The organism is Amycolatopsis albidoflavus (assembly GCF_039525725.1).
Taxonomy (GTDB): domain Bacteria; phylum Actinomycetota; class Actinomycetes; order Mycobacteriales; family Pseudonocardiaceae; genus Amycolatopsis; species Amycolatopsis albidoflava.
On record NZ_BAAAHV010000005.1, the window covers coordinates 409610 to 424366 of the forward strand.

Consider the following 14757-nt stretch of genomic DNA (forward strand, 5'->3'; position numbering starts at 1 on the left):
GTCAATCCTCCTGTCCGCTGCGGGACATCAGCCGTTCGGACAGCAGCAGAGCCGGGGTGAACATGAGACACCAGAAGGCGCCCCAGACCATCATCTTCGGCAAGCCCAGCCAGAGGCCGGACGAGTTGACGAACGGCAAGAACGGCATGAGGACGAGTGCGGCGACGGGGACGGCAGGAGGGAGATAGTAGCTACGCATGGGATCACGCTGCCAGAACAGTGTTGATGGCGCCGACTTCGTCGGCGCGGGCGGGATCGCCTTTAAGTCGGCGTGTGGAGAGGCAGTGCGCCCGGCCCGGGGGGCCGTGCACACTGCCTCTCCACACGCCGACGCGATCCCGCGGTTGGGTTCAGTGGGGCGATCCCGCGGTTGGGTTCAGAGGGGTTTGCGGGTTTCCGGTGGGCGGGAGGGGCGGAGATGAGGAATCTGCCGCGTTGAGGAGAGCGAGCTCAGGCTTCTCGACGCATTGTGGACCGATCCGCGGGGATGATGTGCTGCAACGGCTTCGCTGCGGCCGGGCGTCGTTCGGATCGGGACGAGCCTGTCGCTGCGGATGTTCGTCGAAGGCAGTCGCTGGGGATCCGCGCGATCTCGCCGGTCGAACGCTAGGCGCTCGGCGAGGACGGCTGTGCCTCCGCCGTTCGTTGGCATTGCGGCTGGGAATCGGTGTGACGACGGTCCGCCGAAGGATGGAAGGGTTGCTGGCACACGGAGCAATCCGGCTGCGCTGCGAGATCGCGCGGCGCTGGCCAGCGAGGCGGACCTGCTGGCCGTGGCGTGGCTTGGCGGTCGCGACGACGTCGGCGCCCTGGGGGGCGGGCCTGGCCGCGAAATTGCCGTGGCTGGAGATGGTGAACCGGGCGGTCCTGCTGCGGGCGCTGAAGCCGATGGGCCATGTGCTCGACGGGACCGGCCGTTCGGAGGGTGTCGTCCCGATGAATTTCTGGGCTCCGGGGCGTCCGCTGAACGGCGTTTTCCCCGCCTGAGCAGCGCGCTTGGGCCAGGCACGGGCCGAAGGTGGGGGCAACCCCAGCACCGGCTGTCGGGCCTGCCGGTTTCCCGCGGGGGCCGGGCGCCGCAATACTCCCCCCGTGACCACCGACAAGCTCGTCCTCCCCTCGCCCCCACGGCCGGGAAGCGACTTCGCCCGGCTCTGCCGCCGGATCACCGACGCCGGTCTGCTCGACCGCCGCCCCGGCTACTACACCGCTCGAATCGCGCTCGTGACCGTGCTGTTCGCGGGAGGCTGGGTCGCGTTCGCGCTGCTCGGCGACTCGTGGTGGCAGCTCGCCGTGGCCGCGTTCCAGGCTTTCATGTTCGGGCAGATCGCCCTGCTTTCGCACGACCTCGCGCACCGCCAGGTGTTCAAGACCCGCCGTTCCGCCGAGATCGCCGGGCGGCTGGCCGGGAACCTCGGCATCGGCATGAGCTACGGGTGGTGGATGGACAAGCACACCCGCCACCACGCCAACCCGAACCACGAGGAACTGGACCCCGACGTCGACCCGGACGTTCTCGTCTGGTCCCAGCGCCAGGCCCGCGAAGCCCGCGGCGTGCCCCGGTTCATCGGCCGTCACCAGGCGCTGCTGTTCTTCCCGCTGCTCACCCTCGAAGGCCTCAACCTGCACGTCTCCGGCATCCGTGCGGTCGCGCGCCCGGGTCTGCGCCGTCGCGGGCTCGAAGCGGCGTTGCTGTTCACCCACATCGCGGTGTACCTCGCCGCCCTGTTCATCGTCCTTCCGCCGGGCCTCGCGCTGCTGTTTTTCGCGGTTCACCAGGGGCTGTGGGGCGTGTACATGGGTTCGATCTTCGCCCCGAACCACAAGGGCATGCCGACGCTGACCGGCAAGACGGATCTCGACTTCCTGCGCAAGCAGGTGCTCACCTCGCGCAACGTCGCGGGCGGACCGGTGATCGACGTCCTGCTCGGCGGCCTCAACCACCAGATCGAGCACCACTTGTTCCCGAGCATGCCGTCGGTGCATCTGCGCCGGGCTCAGCCGATGGTGGAGGCATACTGCGCGGAGATCGGGATCTCGTACCTGCGGACCGGCCTGGTGTCTTCGTATCGGCAGACCCTAAAGCACCTGCACGAAGCTGGGGCCCCTCTCAGGAAGGCTTCGTAGACTCGGTGGCATGACGTTCCAAGCACTGACTCCGGCGGCCTTCGGCGCGAAGGCGGCCGGAGCACGTGCGGAGCGGATGCGGCGGTCTCCGCAGTACGCCGACGGCTTGTTCCACAACGCCGCCTCCACTCGCGCGACGCCCTCCTCCCCCGGCGGGCTCGTGCGCGAATACCTGTTCGGCGAAGACCGGGCCCGCCGCCGGCCGGGCGGTGCGGTGCCGGTGATCGCGTCGCCCGCCGTCTCCTCGGCCGACGGTCTCTTCCTCACCTGGTACGGGCACGCGTCCACGCTGGTGGAGATCGACGGCGCCCGGGTGCTGTGCGATCCGGTGTGGGGCGACCGGGTTTCGCCCGCCGCCTTCGCCGGGCCGCGGCGGCTGCACGCTCCCCCGGTTTCGCTGCGGGAGCTGGGCAGGCTGGACGCGATCGTGATCTCCCACGATCACTACGACCACCTGGACCTGCCCACCGTCCGCGCGTTGATCGCGCTGACCGACGCGCCGTTCCTCGTTCCGCTCGGCGTCGGGGCGCACCTCGAACGGTGGCACGTCCCGGCCGCGCGGATCATCGAACTCGACTGGCACGAGGACGCGCACGTGGCCGGGATCCGGTTCGTCGCCACGCCCGCGCAGCATTTCTCCGGCCGCGGCCTCGCGAACGACAGCACCCTGTGGGCGTCGTGGGTGCTCGCCGGCCCGGAGGATCGCGTCTACTACAGCGGCGACACCGGGTATTTCGCCGGTTTCGCCGAGATCGGCGCGAAGTACGGGCCGTTCGACGCGACGCTCGTCCAGGTCGGCGCGTATGCCCCGCACTGGCCGGACATCCACATGACGCCGGAGGAGGGCGTCGCCGCGCATCTGGACGTGCGCGGCGGGCTGCTGGTCCCGGTGCACTGGGCGACGTTCACGCTCGCGACGCACAGCTGGTCCGATCCCGCGGACCGGGTGTGGCGGGAGGCCAAGGCCAACGACCTCCCGCTCGCGATCCCGAAGCCGGGGCAGCGGATCGACGCCTCCGCCCCGCCGCCCGTGGACGGGTGGTGGCAGACCCTGGGCTGACGGACGGTCGCCCCGTCCGCCAGCGCCAGGACCCGGCCGCGCTGGGATTGCTCGGCCGCACGCGCCGGTCCGCGCTCGCGTGCCTCCGCTAGACCGAGGCGCGCGAAGGCGCGAACTCGATCCGGTGCCGATGCAGGTCGCCGAACATCTTCTCCGGCTTCATCACCGTCTTCATCACCACGGGCATCAGCAAGTCACGCATAATCCGCGCTACCGGACCCGCCCCCTTGTCGTTGTTGATCTTCCCCGCCCGCGCGATGATCCGTTCGACCCGTTCCCGCCGGGCCGCCTCGTATTGGGCGAAGGCCGTTGCCACGTCAGGAGAATCCCGCAACGCACGAGCGAGTTCGAGCGAACTCTCGATCGCCTGCGACGCTCCCTGCCCGGAACTCGGCGACGTCGGATGCGCGGCGTCTCCGACCAGGACGACCCGGCCGCGGTGCCACGTCCGCACCGTCGGGATGTCTTCCAGGACTCCAGGCTGTCCAACGTCTTCCGGCTTCAGCAGGGCGATGATGTCACGCGCCGGGACGTCGTCCGCGTGCCGTTCCCGCAGCACAGAGAGCCAGTGCTCCGGCGAAGCGGTCTCCGCCTCCGCCGGGTCGGCGGCGGGCACGTTGCTGAACCAGAGAATCTCGTCCGCGTCGATGAAGTAGCCGAAGAACGCCCGCTTGCCGAAGGCGAAATGCTGGTAGTTCCCGGTCACCGGCAGGCCTGGGTTGCGAATCCAGCCGCCGAGGCCGAGCAATCCGGCGTAGCGCGGGGAAGCCGCCGCTGGGTCCAAAGTGGACCGGACGGCCGACCGGATGCCGTCCGCGCCGATCAGCACGTCGCCCGCCGCGGAGGAACCGTCCGCGAAATGGGCGACCACCTGGTCCGGTTTGTTCTCGATCGTCTTCAAGCGCTTGCCGAATTCGACCGTGATCCCCCGGCTCAGCGCTTCGTCCATCAGCGCGCGGTACAGCCGGTCGCGGCGCATCAGCAGGCTCGACGGCAGGCCCGCCAGCCCGTCGAATCTGCCGACCGCGCGGCCTTTGTGGTTCTGCATCACCATTCCGGGCACCTCGAGGCCGGCCGCAGCCACCGCGTCGTCGGCGTCGATCTGGCGCAAAGCGTTGCGGCCGTTGGGCGACAGCGTCAGCGCGCCGCCGACTCCGTCCGCCGCCTTGGGGTAAGCCTCGTAGACGGCGGCTTCGATTCCGGCTCGTTGCAACGCCATCGCGGTGGTCGCGCCGGCGATGCCCCCGCCGATCACTAGTACGTTCATGTTCTCCCCTTGAAATAGGTTTCCCACGCCTGCCGGTAGTCCTCCCCGGCGACCGACTGGGCGAGCCGTTCGACGAAGCCGCGCTCCGCCTCGACTTTCGTCAGCCGGTAGTCCTCCTCGACCAGGAACCACCAGGCGAGCCCCTGCTCCCGCCCGCTTTCGATCGCCGCGCGGATGTCGTCGGCGATGGCGGTGAGCGCGGCGAGCCGCTGCTGGAGCAACTCGCCGAGCTCGTCCGCCGGCAGCACGATGAACAGCGACAACGCCGCCCCGAACAGCGGGTACTCGGTGGCCGGTTCGGCGACGAGTTCGCGCATCCAGTCGAACAGCTCGAGCCGTCCGGTGGGCGTGATGGCGTAGACCGTCCGCTCCGGGCGCGCCGAATCGCGCAGCGTCTCCCGCGCCGCGATGAACCCGGCCTTCTCCAACTGCCCGACCACCATGTACAGCGAGCTGCGGGTGTATTTGAAATCCCGCTCCTTGCCGTACTCCACGAACCGCCGCGCCATCTCGTACGGATGCATCGGCTCCTCGGTCAAGCCCGCCAGCACGGCCAGCCCGAGCGGATTCCCCACTACGCGTCGCTTCACCACAGCTCCTTAGTCAGGATCGACTATACGCAGAAGAGTAGTTGATGTCGACTATAAGGTCGCGACGTGGGGTAGGAAGGAGGAATGAAGCTCAAGCTCGATCTTCACGACATCTACAACCGCGGCGGGGAGATCGACCGGGCGCTGCGCGCGGTCATCGACGAGGCGGTCGCGAAGAAGGCGCCGCTCGTGGAGATCATTCCCGGCAAGGGGTCCGGGCAGCTGAAGAAGCACGTGCTGCGGTTCCTGGAGCGCAAGGACGTCAAGGCGCTCTACCACCGCGTCGAGAAGGACAAAGACAACTTCGGGCGGGTGTTCGTGCACTTCCGCTGGAAGTGACGCGATCACCCGCCCGAAGCGTCAGAGCCAGTCGTCCGGGCGGGGCCAGGGCATCAGCGCGGTGAGCGCGTCCGGCACCGGTTCGGTGACTGTGTAGCGGCCGCGGTGGAACAGCAGCGGGCGGGCGTCGGACGTCTCGCCCAGCGCGGTCACCCGGCCGACCACCACGTAGTGGTCCCCGGCCGGGTGGACGGCCTGTACTTCGCAGTCCACCCAGGTCAGGGCTCCGTCCAACAGCGGCGCGCCCGAGGGGGCGGGCCGCCAGGACACTCCGGAGAACTTGTCGCCGCCGCGGCGGCCGAACTCGGCGCAGACCGCCTGCTGGTCTTCGGCGAGCACGTTCACCGCGAACGTGCCCGCCGCGGCCAGCGCGGGCCAGGTGCGCGACGTCCGGGCGACGCAGAACAGCACCAGCGGCGGATCCAGCGACAACGCAGCGAAGGACTGGCAGGCGAAACCCACCGGTCCGGTCGGCGTGCCGGAGCTGGCGTAATCGGCCAAGGTCTGAGCGCCCTCGACGTAGCCGGTCACCACGGTCACGCCGGTGCAGAAGTGGCCCAACACCTCGCGAAACCGATCCGGCACCGCCTCCGGAACCGCGGCTGTCATTGCGAGCCCACCGAGAAATCGTGGCCCCACAACGAAACCGCGGTGCTCTCGCGGGCGATCCAGTCCTCGTCCTCGACTTGCCGGCCCTCGCAGCCGAACTCGACGTCGAAGCCGCCGGGGGTCTTCATGTAGAACGACAGCATCAGGTCGTTCACGTGCCGGCCCAGCGTCGCGGACATCGGGACGTTCTTGCGTTTCGCGCGGTCCAGGCACAACCCGACGTCGTCGGTCTCCTCGACCTCCACCATCAGGTGCACGATCCCGCTCGGCGTCGGCATCGGCAGGAACGCCAGGCTGTGGTGGCGCGGGTTGCAGCCGAAGAACCGCAGCCACGCCGGGTCGCCGTCGGCCGGGCGGCCCACCATCTGCGGCGGCAGGCGCATCGAGTCGCGGAGCCGGAAGCCCAGCACGTCCCGGTAGAACCGCAGCGCGGCCTCGTCGTCGTGGGTCGACAAAACCACGTGGCCCAAGCCCTGCTCGCCGGTGACGAAGCGGTGCCCGTACGGGCTCACCACCCGCCGATGTTGCAGCGCGACCCCGTGGAACACCTCCAGCGTGTTGCCGGACGGATCGGTGAAGCTGATCATCTCCGCCACGCGGCGGTCGGCCAGCTCGTCGGGCGTGCCTTCCTTGTACGGCACCGAAGCCGCGTCGAGCCGGGTGCGGACCTCGTCCAGTTCCGCGGCGTTGGCCGCTTCCCAGCCCGCGACCGCCAAGCGGTCCTTCTCCCCCGGCACGATCACCAATCGCGCCGGGAAATCGTCCATGCGCAGGTAAAGCGCGTTCGGGTCGGTGCCCGAACCCTCCACCATGCCGAGCACCTTCAGCCCGTAGACGCGCCAGGCGTCCATGTCCGTGGCTTCGATGCGCAGATATCCCAGCGAACGGATAGCCATCACGAACTCCCGAGGAAGTCGAGGGCGAGTCGGTTGAACTCGTCGAACTTCTCCAGCTGCGCCCAGTGGCCGCAGCCGCCGAACACGTGCAGTTGCGCACGCGGAATCGTCTTCAGCGCGAGCAAAGCGCCGTCGAGCGGGTTGACCCGGTCCTCCCGGCCCCAGACGAGCAAGACCCGCTGGCGCAGGCGGTAAGCCTCGCGCCACAACATGCCTTCCTCGAAGGAATCCGGCAGGCTGAACGACTTGCCCATCGCCCGCATCGCGGCGAGCGACTCCGGCGAACGAGCGATCTCGAAGCGTTCGTCGATCAGCTCGTCGGTCACCAAAGCCTGGTCGTGCACCATGATCCGGAGGAACGCTTCCATCCGCTCCCGGGTCGGATCCCCGGCGAACCGGGACAGCAGCCGCACGCCTTCGGTGGGGTCCGGGGCGAACAGGTTGACGCTCAACCCGCCCGCACCCATCAGCACCAGCCGCCCGGCGCGTCCGGGATGGTTCAGCGCGAGCCGGACCGCCGCGCCCGCGCCGAGCGAGTTGCCGACGATGTGCGCTTTTTCGATGCCGAGCTGGTCCATCAGGCCGACGACCGCGTCCGAGCTGTGCCGGAAGTACTGCGGGTGGTCAGTCGGCTTGTCGGACCGGCCGAAGCCCGGCTGGTCGATCGCCAGTGTGCGGTAAGACTTTCCGAACACCGGCAGGTTCCGGCCGAAGTTGCTCCACGCCGAGGCACCGGGGCCGCCGCCGTGCAGCAACAGCACCGTCTCGGCGTTTTCCGCGCCGGACTCGTGGTAGTGCAGACGAATGCCGCCCGCAGTGTCTACATAGGAACCTTCGGGTGCCATCAGACCATCGCATTCTCGACGGGCAAACCGAATTCGCCGGTACCGAACATGACGTACGCGCGCTCGGCGTCGTTCGCCGCGTGCACCCGGCCCGCGTGCGCGTCGCGCCAGAAGCGCTGGATCGGCGTGCCCCGCTGCAGCGCGCGGCCGCCGGAGTTCTCGAAAAGCCGGTCGATCGCGGAGATCGCCCGCTCGGTGCCGCGCACCTGGTCCCGGCGCACCCGCAACCGCGTGCTGAACGGCAGCTTCTCGCCCTTGCAGGCCAGCTGGTACAGCTCGTCGATGTTGTGCGTCAGCTGCAGCCAGGCCGCGTCGATCTCGCTGCTCGCTTCCGCGATCCGCACCTTCGAGAACGGGTCCTCTTTGGACTGTTCGCCCGCGTACGCCGCCCGCACCCGCTTGCCCTGGTGCTCCACGTGCGCGTCGTACGCGCCTTGCGCCATCCCGATGATCGGCGCGGTGATGGTGCTCGGGTGCACCGAGCCGTACGGCAGCCGGTACAGCGGGCCCGGGTTGACTTCCTGACCCGGGGTCTTGCACTTCGACGTCGCCATGAAGCTCAGCGCGCGGTGCTTGGGCACGAACACGTCCTCGACGACAATGTCGTTGGACCCTGTGCCGCGCAGCCCGACCGTGTCCCAGACGTCCACAATGGAGTAGTCCGAGATCGGCACGAGATACGTGCAGAAGTCCACCGGCTTGCCGTCGGCGAACGCCGGCCCGCCCAGCAGCACCCACGTGCAGTGGTCGCTTCCGGACGAGAAGCTCCATCGCCCGGACAGCCGGTAGCCGCCCTCGACGACGGTCGCCTTGCCCATCGGCGCGTACGAAGAAGAAATCCGCACGTCGTGGTCGTCGCCCCACACGTCCGCCTGGGCTTGCGCGTCGAACAACGCGACGTGCCACGGGTGCACGCCGAGAATCGACGCGACCCAGCCGGTGGACCCGCAGGCGCTCGCGATGAGCTTGACCGCGGTGTAGAAGGTGACCGGGTCGGCTTCCAAGCCGCCGTACGGTTTCGGTTGCAGCAGGCGGAAAAATCCGGTCTCCTGCAGCGCTTTCACTGATTCGGCGGGGATCCGACGGGCGTCCTCGGTCTCCTGTGCGCGTTCCCGCAGCACGGGAAGAAGGTCGCGCACCCCCGCGATCACGGCAGCCAGCTCGCTCATCGGCCGTCCTCTCTCGCTCGACACGCTCAAGACTAGAACACGTTCTCGTTTTTGTCGACGCGGTCTGCCCCATGCGCGCCGTGCAACCCTGCCCGGCGGCCGGAAAACACGCAGTCAGCCAGCGAAAGACCGCTCACATACGACCTGGAACAGATTCCCACCGCGGTGCGTCCGGCGGCGTAAAGCCCGCGTACGCCGGCCACCGCGCCGGTGTCCTCGTCGACCACCAGGCCGCCCAGCGTCAGCATCGGACAGGGGTAGCCGAGGTTGGGTTTCACCGACACGTCGATCAGCGAGTACGGCGGCGTGTCCAGCGGGCGCGCGAAGTCCGCCGGCTTGCCTGCCGGGTCCGGACCGCGCTGATACTCGGCATAAGTCGCGGCGAGCCCAGCCGGATCAACCCCTGCGCGCGCGGCCGCTTCCTCGATCGTCCCGGCGGTCACCCGGCCCTTGCCCAGCAGATAGCGCAGCTGCAGCGTCGCGAACCATTGGCCTTGTTTTCGCCCGTCACGCCGGGCTTCGGCGACGATCGGCTCGTCGACCAGCAGCCAGCCGCGTCCGCCGTGCTCGGCGATCATCCGCTCGCCGATCGCCGCGCCGTACCGGGACTCGTCGATGATCCGCCGGCCGTCCGCGCCCACCAGCAGCCCGCCGAGAAACGCCGACGGCGGCGTCAGAAACCGCCATGCCGACACCCGGTCCAGCTCCGCCGTACGGCCACCGACTTCCACGCCCATCCGGATGCCGGAACCATCGTCGGCGGAAGTCCCGAGATCCAGCCCGCCGCGATACGCGGGCGCGTGCTCTCGCACCATCGCCCGGTTCACGATGAACCCGCCCGCCGCCAGCACCACGCCTCGCCGCGCACTAATCCGCAGCTCACGCGCGTGCTTGCGCTCGATCCGTTCCACCCGCTGATGCAACGACCGGCGCAGCGGGGGCACGTAAATCCCCGGCTTGGCCGCCCAATCCGCGAGCCGCGCATGCCGCGCCCGCACCCACGAAGGCGCATCCCGCAGACTGTGCGTGAGCACCCCGGTGACCGTGCCGGAGTCATCTGTGATCAGGTTCATCGCCTGCGTCTGCGGCAGCACTTTCACGCCGCGCTCGCGAGCCGCCGCCAGCAACTGCTTCATCAGCAGCTTCCCGGACGTCCCCGGCCCCTTGACCCGGTGTCCGCGGGGCGCGGGTTTCGCCACGTCGCGGAAGCCGCCGGAAAGTTCACTGCCGGAGTAGTACAGGTAGTGCTTGTTGCTGGGATACGACGTCTTGTAGTCGCACATGCTGCCCTCGAACGGCACGCCTTGCCGCTCCAGCCACGCCACCATGTCGACGCTTTCCTCGCAGAACCGCCGCAACGTCCGCTCCGACACGACGTCGCCGGTTTCCATCCGCAGGTACGCGTACATCGCGTCCACGCTGTCGTCGACACCCGCGGCGCGCTGCTGCGGCGTCCCTCCCCCGGCGTAGACCACGCCGCCGCTCACGCGACTGGCCCCGCCGCCGGAGAACCGGTCGACCAGCAGCACCTCGGCGCCCGCGTCGGCCGCTTCGATGGCCGCGCACACGCCGGCCGCGCCGGCTCCGATGATCACGACGTCCGCGCCAAGCTCGTCCATAGTCCGCCACCCTAGAACTGGAACACGTTCTCGTCTATGGTGACGGAAGTGGCCCCGAGCAGGCCAGCTTTAGCCGATAACACGTTGCATGTGAGGTGGCATGTCGGACGAGTACGACGTGGTGGTGGCCGGCAGCGGCGCCGCCGGGATGACCGCCGCGCTCGCCGCCGCCCATCGCGGGCTTTCCGTGGTGGTGCTGGAAAAGGCAGCCTGCTTCGGCGGTTCGACCGCCCGCTCCGGCGGGGGCGTCTGGCTGCCCGGCAACCACGCGCTGCGGGCCGCGGGCATCGAAGAACCACCCGAACGCGCGAGGCAGTACCTGGAGTCGATCGTCGGCGACGTCGTGCCGGAGCGGTTGCGCACGACCTTCCTCGACCACGGTCCCGAGGTGCTGGAGTTCGTCACGCGGAACACGCCGCTGGAGTTCCAGTGGGTGCCGGGCTACAGCGACTACCACCCCGAGGCGCCCGGCGGACGTCCCGGCGGCCGGTCCGTGGAGCCGAAGGCACTCGACGGCAAGCTGCTCGGCGCGGACCTCGCGCAGCTCGAACCGCCGTACAGCGCGCCGCCGCTCGGCGTGCCGATCACCCAGTCGGACTATCGCTGGTTGAGCCTGATCGCCCGGCATCCGCGCGGGTTCGCCCGGATGCTGTCGCTCGGGATGAAATGGCTGGTCGGGCGGATCCGCGGACAGCAGCCGCTGTCCATGGGGCAAGCGCTTGCGGCCGGGCTGCGGAAGGGCCTGCGGGACGCGGGCGTCGAGGTTCTGCTGGACACTCCGCTGGTCGATCTGCAGGTGGAAAACGACGTCGTCACCGGCATCGTGGCGCGTCGCGACGGCGAAGAGACGCTGTTCCGCGCGCGCCGCGGCGTGGTGCTTGCCTGCGGCGGCTTCGAGCACAACGAAGAGATGCGCACCAAGTACCAGCGCGCGCCGATCGGCACCGAATGGACCGTCGGCGCGGAGGCGAACACCGGCGACGGCATCAACGCCGGGCTCAAGCTCGGCGCGGCGACCGACCTGATGGAAGACGCCTGGTGGGGCCCGTCGTTCCCGCTCACCGGCGGTCCGTGGTTCGCGCTCGCCGAGCGGTCGCGGCCAGGCTGCCTGATGGTCGACTCCGATGGCACGCGGTTCGTCAACGAATCCGCGCCGTACGTCGAGGCCGTGCACGCGATGTACGGCGACGGCGACGGCCCCGGCAAGCACGTCCCGGCGTGGCTGGTGTTCGACCAGCGCTACCGCGACCGCTACCTGTTCACCGGCCTCGGCCCGCGGCAGCCGCTGCCCGGACGCTGGTACAAGGCCGGGATCGTGGCGAAGTCCGCGACGCTGGCCGGACTCGCCGAGAAGATCGACGTGCCCACCGAAGCGCTGGAGCAGACCGTCACGCGGTTCAACGGCTTCGCTCGCAAGGGCGTCGACGACGACTTCCAGCGCGGGCTCAGCGCCTACGACCACTACTACGGCGACCCGCGCAACCGCCCCAACCCGAGCCTCGGCGAACTCGCCAAGGCCCCGTACTACGCGGTCCGCGTGGTGCCCGGAGACCTGGGCACCAAGGGCGGGCTGCGGATTGACGAAAACGCCCGCGTCCTGCGAGAGGACGGCACGGTCGTGCCTGGCCTCTACGCGGCGGGCAACACCGGCGCGCCGGTGATGGGCCGGACCTACGCCGGACCGGGCGCGACCATCGGCCCGGCGATGGTGTTCGGCTACCTTGCGGCACAGGCGCTGGCGAACGAAGATCAGACCGGCACGGGAGGCAGGCAGTGACGCCGAAGACCGATGGATCCGAGATCCGCACGATCGACGCCGGGGCGCCCCCGGCGCGATACGCCCGCGGCTGGCACTGCCTCGGGCTCGCCGACAACTTCCGCGACGGCAAACCGCACGCGGTCCAGGCGTTCGGCACGAAGCTCGTCGTGTTCGCGGACACGGCCGGGAAGCTCAACGTGCTCGACGGGTACTGCCGGCACATGGGCGGCGACCTGACCCAGGGTTCGGTGAAGGGCGACGAGATCGCCTGCCCGTTCCACGACTGGCGCTGGGGCGGCAACGGCAAGTGCAAGTCGATCCCCTACGCCAAGCGGGTCCCGCTGCGGGCGCGCACCCGGGCGTGGCAGGTGCTGGAGGAGAACAAGCAACTGTTCGTCTGGCACGACCCGGAGGGCAACCCGCCGCCGGAGAACGTCGTGATCCCGCGCGTCGAGGGCGCGTACAGCGACGAGTGGAGCAACTGGACCTGGGACTCGATCCTCATCGAGAACGCCAACTGCCGCGAGATCATCGACAACGTGGTGGACATGGCGCACTTCTTCTACATCCACTACGCCTTCCCCACGTATTTCAAGAACGTGTTCGAGGGCCACATCGCCACCCAGTACCTCAACACCAAGGGCCGCCCGGACATGGGCATGGCGTCCAATTACGGCGGCGAGGAAAACCTGCTCCGCTCGGAGGCGTCGTATTTCGGCCCCTCCTACATGATCAACTGGCTGGTGAACTCCTTCCAGGGCTTCGAAATCGAGAACGTGCTGATCAACTGCCACTACCCGGTTTCGCCGACGTCGTTCGTGCTGCAGTGGGGCATCATGGTCAAGAAGATGCCCGGAATTTCCGACGAGCACGCGGACAAGATCGCGGCGAAGCTCGCCAAGGGCATCGGCGTCGGATTCCTGCAGGACGTGGAGATCTGGAAGAACAAGACCAAGATCGACAACCCGCTGCTGTGCGAGGAAGACGGGCCGGTCTACCAGCTGCGCCGCTGGTACGACCAGTTCTACGTGGACGCCGCGGACGTCACCGAGGACATGACGCGCCGGTTCGAGTTCGAAGTGGACACTACGAAGGCGAACGAGGTGTGGGCGGCCGAGGTGCAGGAAAACCTGGCACGCCAGCGCGCGGAGGCCGAGGCTGCGGCTCAGTCGGAGGAGGCTGGGGTGTGACGGCCGAAGCCACCGAATTCCTCACCTCCGGGCTGCGCCCGCATGAGTGCCGCAGCTGCGGAACCTGTGTGCTGGTCAAGAAAAACAGCCTGAAGCACACCAGCATCCAGTGGACCACCGACGCCGCGACCAGCTGCCCGGTGTTCGCCGCGCACGCCGCGTCCGGCGGCACCACCGCATTGCTGGACACGTGCGAGAAACTCGCGGACAGCATCGACACCGCGGTGCGGGACGGCAATTTCGGGCAGGTGCGCAATGACTGACGTCGTCACGCTCACCGTCGCCGAGGTGATCGAGGAAACCGCGGACGCCCGGTCCATTGTGTTCACGGTTCCGGACGAGCATCTCGCGCGATTCGCTTACTCCCCTGGGCAATTCCTCACCCTGCGGATTCCCAGCGACCAAACGGGTTCCGTCGCGCGGTGCTACTCGCTTTCGAGTGCTCCGCACGAGGGCCGGGTGCAGGTCACGGTGAAGCGGACCGTTGACGGGTACGGCTCGAATTGGGTATGCGACGAACTGCGGGCGGGCGCGACGATCGACGTGCTGCGACCGTCCGGCGTGTTCTGTCCGTCCTCTTTGGACTCGGACTTCCTGTTGCTCGCCGCGGGCAGCGGGATCACGCCGGTGATGTCGATTCTCAAGTCCGCGCTGGAAAAGGGCGATGGCCAGGTGGTGCTGGTTTACGCCAACCGCGACGAGCAGTCGGTGATCTTCGCCGCGGAATTGCGCGAACTGGCCGAGCGGTTCGGCGACCGGCTCACCGTGGTGCATTGGCTGGAAAGCCTGCAGGGCCTGCCGACTGTCACCGCGTTGCGGGCGCTGGCCAAGCCTTACGCGGGGCATGAAGCATTTCTCTGCGGCCCGGCTCCGTTCATGGCCGCCGCACAGGATGCGTTGCGTGAACTCGGCGCGCCACGGGAACGCGTGCATGTAGAGAAGTTCCACTCGCTTTCCGGGAATCCCTTTGCGGACGAGCCGGAGCTTGAGGAGGACACCGGCGGCGAGACCACCGCGCTCACCGTCGACCTCGACGGCGAAACCCGGCAAATCACCTGGCCGCGACAGCGGAAGCTGCTCGACCACCTGCTCGCCGAGGGCCTCGACGCGCCGTACTCCTGCCGTGAGGGCCAATGCAGCGCGTGCGCGTGCCGCATCGTCTCCGGCGAGGTGAAAATGCTGAACAACGAGGTGCTGGACGCCGACGACATCGCCGACGGGATCGTGCTGGCCTGCCAGTCGGTACCGTTGACCGACGAGGTTTCCGTCAGCTACGAGTGAGTGGAG

Annotated in this window: 16 protein-coding genes; 8 read left to right on the plus strand and 8 right to left on the minus strand. The window is 68.8% G+C overall.

The window, feature by feature from the left end; translation table 11 throughout:
• Nucleotide 1: 1 nt before the first annotated feature.
• Nucleotides 2-199, minus strand: a complete 198-nt coding sequence (locus ABD156_RS06415) for a hypothetical protein (RefSeq protein WP_344267696.1) — start codon at nucleotides 197-199, stop codon at nucleotides 2-4.
• Between the two features lie 500 nt (nucleotides 200-699).
• Here ABD156_RS06415 and ABD156_RS06420 point away from each other — a divergent pair, with 500 nt between their 5' ends.
• The 3 genes from ABD156_RS06420 to ABD156_RS06430 all read left to right on the plus strand — a co-directional run bounded on the left by ABD156_RS06420 (nucleotide 700) and on the right by ABD156_RS06430 (nucleotide 3187).
• Nucleotides 700-987: a hypothetical protein gene (locus ABD156_RS06420; protein ID WP_344267697.1), complete on the plus strand. Its 288-nt coding sequence runs from the start codon at nucleotides 700-702 to the stop codon at nucleotides 985-987.
• A gap of 105 nt (nucleotides 988-1092) precedes the next feature.
• Nucleotides 1093-2127 carry a fatty acid desaturase family protein gene (locus ABD156_RS06425; protein ID WP_344267699.1) on the plus strand — a complete coding sequence of 345 codons (1035 nt, stop codon included), beginning with the start codon at nucleotides 1093-1095 and terminating at the stop codon, nucleotides 2125-2127.
• Between the two features lie 10 nt (nucleotides 2128-2137).
• A complete protein-coding gene (locus ABD156_RS06430) occupies nucleotides 2138-3187 on the plus strand; it encodes an MBL fold metallo-hydrolase (RefSeq protein ID WP_344267701.1) in 1050 nt (349 codons plus the stop codon).
• An 88-nt stretch (nucleotides 3188-3275) separates the two neighbouring features.
• On the opposite strand, the gene ABD156_RS06435 is transcribed toward ABD156_RS06430, so the two are convergent.
• Both ABD156_RS06435 and ABD156_RS06440 read right to left on the minus strand, forming a co-directional pair.
• Complete coding sequence (locus ABD156_RS06435) at nucleotides 3276-4454, minus strand: FAD-dependent oxidoreductase (RefSeq protein WP_344267703.1); 1179 nt, start codon at nucleotides 4452-4454, stop codon at nucleotides 3276-3278.
• On the minus strand, nucleotides 4451-5044 hold the full coding sequence (locus ABD156_RS06440; protein ID WP_344267705.1) for a PadR family transcriptional regulator: 594 nt from the start codon (nucleotides 5042-5044) through the stop codon (nucleotides 4451-4453). Before ABD156_RS06440 ends, ABD156_RS06435 begins: the two co-directional genes overlap by 4 nt.
• Before the next feature lie 84 nt (nucleotides 5045-5128).
• Between ABD156_RS06440 and ABD156_RS06445 the strand changes: the two genes are divergently transcribed.
• The gene (locus ABD156_RS06445) at nucleotides 5129-5383 is read left to right on the plus strand and encodes a Smr/MutS family protein (protein WP_009075408.1); all 255 of its coding nucleotides are present in this window, start codon (nucleotides 5129-5131) and stop codon (nucleotides 5381-5383) included.
• 21 nt (nucleotides 5384-5404) lie between these two features.
• On the opposite strand, the gene hsaB is transcribed toward ABD156_RS06445, so the two are convergent.
• Genes hsaB through ABD156_RS06470 form a run of 5 tightly spaced genes read right to left on the minus strand, consistent with a single transcriptional unit; the run spans nucleotide 5405 to nucleotide 10521 of the window.
• Nucleotides 5405-5992, minus strand: coding sequence for a 3-hydroxy-9,10-secoandrosta-1,3,5(10)-triene-9,17-dione monooxygenase reductase subunit (gene hsaB, locus ABD156_RS06450; protein ID WP_344267709.1), 588 nt, complete (start codon nucleotides 5990-5992; stop codon nucleotides 5405-5407).
• Nucleotides 5989-6888: an iron-dependent extradiol dioxygenase HsaC gene (gene hsaC, locus ABD156_RS06455; RefSeq protein ID WP_344267711.1), complete on the minus strand. Its 900-nt coding sequence runs from the start codon at nucleotides 6886-6888 to the stop codon at nucleotides 5989-5991. The genes hsaB and hsaC overlap by 4 nt, the downstream gene beginning before the upstream one ends.
• On the minus strand, nucleotides 6888-7733 hold the full coding sequence (gene hsaD / locus ABD156_RS06460; RefSeq protein ID WP_344267713.1) for a 4,5:9,10-diseco-3-hydroxy-5,9,17-trioxoandrosta-1(10),2-diene-4-oate hydrolase: 846 nt from the start codon (nucleotides 7731-7733) through the stop codon (nucleotides 6888-6890). The genes hsaC and hsaD overlap by 1 nt, the downstream gene beginning before the upstream one ends.
• Nucleotides 7733-8902: a 3-hydroxy-9,10-secoandrosta-1,3,5(10)-triene-9,17-dione monooxygenase oxygenase subunit gene (gene hsaA, locus ABD156_RS06465; protein WP_344267716.1), complete on the minus strand. Its 1170-nt coding sequence runs from the start codon at nucleotides 8900-8902 to the stop codon at nucleotides 7733-7735. Before hsaA ends, hsaD begins: the two co-directional genes overlap by 1 nt.
• Before the next feature lie 32 nt (nucleotides 8903-8934).
• Nucleotides 8935-10521: an FAD-binding protein gene (locus ABD156_RS06470; RefSeq protein ID WP_344267718.1), complete on the minus strand. Its 1587-nt coding sequence runs from the start codon at nucleotides 10519-10521 to the stop codon at nucleotides 8935-8937.
• A 100-nt stretch (nucleotides 10522-10621) separates the two neighbouring features.
• Here ABD156_RS06470 and kstD point away from each other — a divergent pair, with 100 nt between their 5' ends.
• Genes kstD through ABD156_RS06490 form a run of 4 tightly spaced genes read left to right on the plus strand, consistent with a single transcriptional unit; the run spans nucleotide 10622 to nucleotide 14751 of the window.
• On the plus strand, nucleotides 10622-12298 hold the full coding sequence (kstD, locus tag ABD156_RS06475) for a 3-oxosteroid 1-dehydrogenase (RefSeq protein ID WP_344267720.1): 1677 nt from the start codon (nucleotides 10622-10624) through the stop codon (nucleotides 12296-12298).
• A complete protein-coding gene (locus ABD156_RS06480; RefSeq protein ID WP_344267722.1) occupies nucleotides 12295-13470 on the plus strand; it encodes a 3-ketosteroid-9-alpha-monooxygenase, oxygenase component in 1176 nt (391 codons plus the stop codon). The genes kstD and ABD156_RS06480 overlap by 4 nt, the downstream gene beginning before the upstream one ends.
• A complete protein-coding gene (locus ABD156_RS06485; protein WP_344267724.1) occupies nucleotides 13467-13733 on the plus strand; it encodes a hypothetical protein in 267 nt (88 codons plus the stop codon). Before ABD156_RS06480 ends, ABD156_RS06485 begins: the two co-directional genes overlap by 4 nt.
• The gene (locus tag ABD156_RS06490) at nucleotides 13726-14751 is read left to right on the plus strand and encodes a 2Fe-2S iron-sulfur cluster-binding protein (protein WP_344267726.1); all 1026 of its coding nucleotides are present in this window, start codon (nucleotides 13726-13728) and stop codon (nucleotides 14749-14751) included. Before ABD156_RS06485 ends, ABD156_RS06490 begins: the two co-directional genes overlap by 8 nt.
• Nucleotides 14752-14757: the final 6 nt, after the last annotated feature.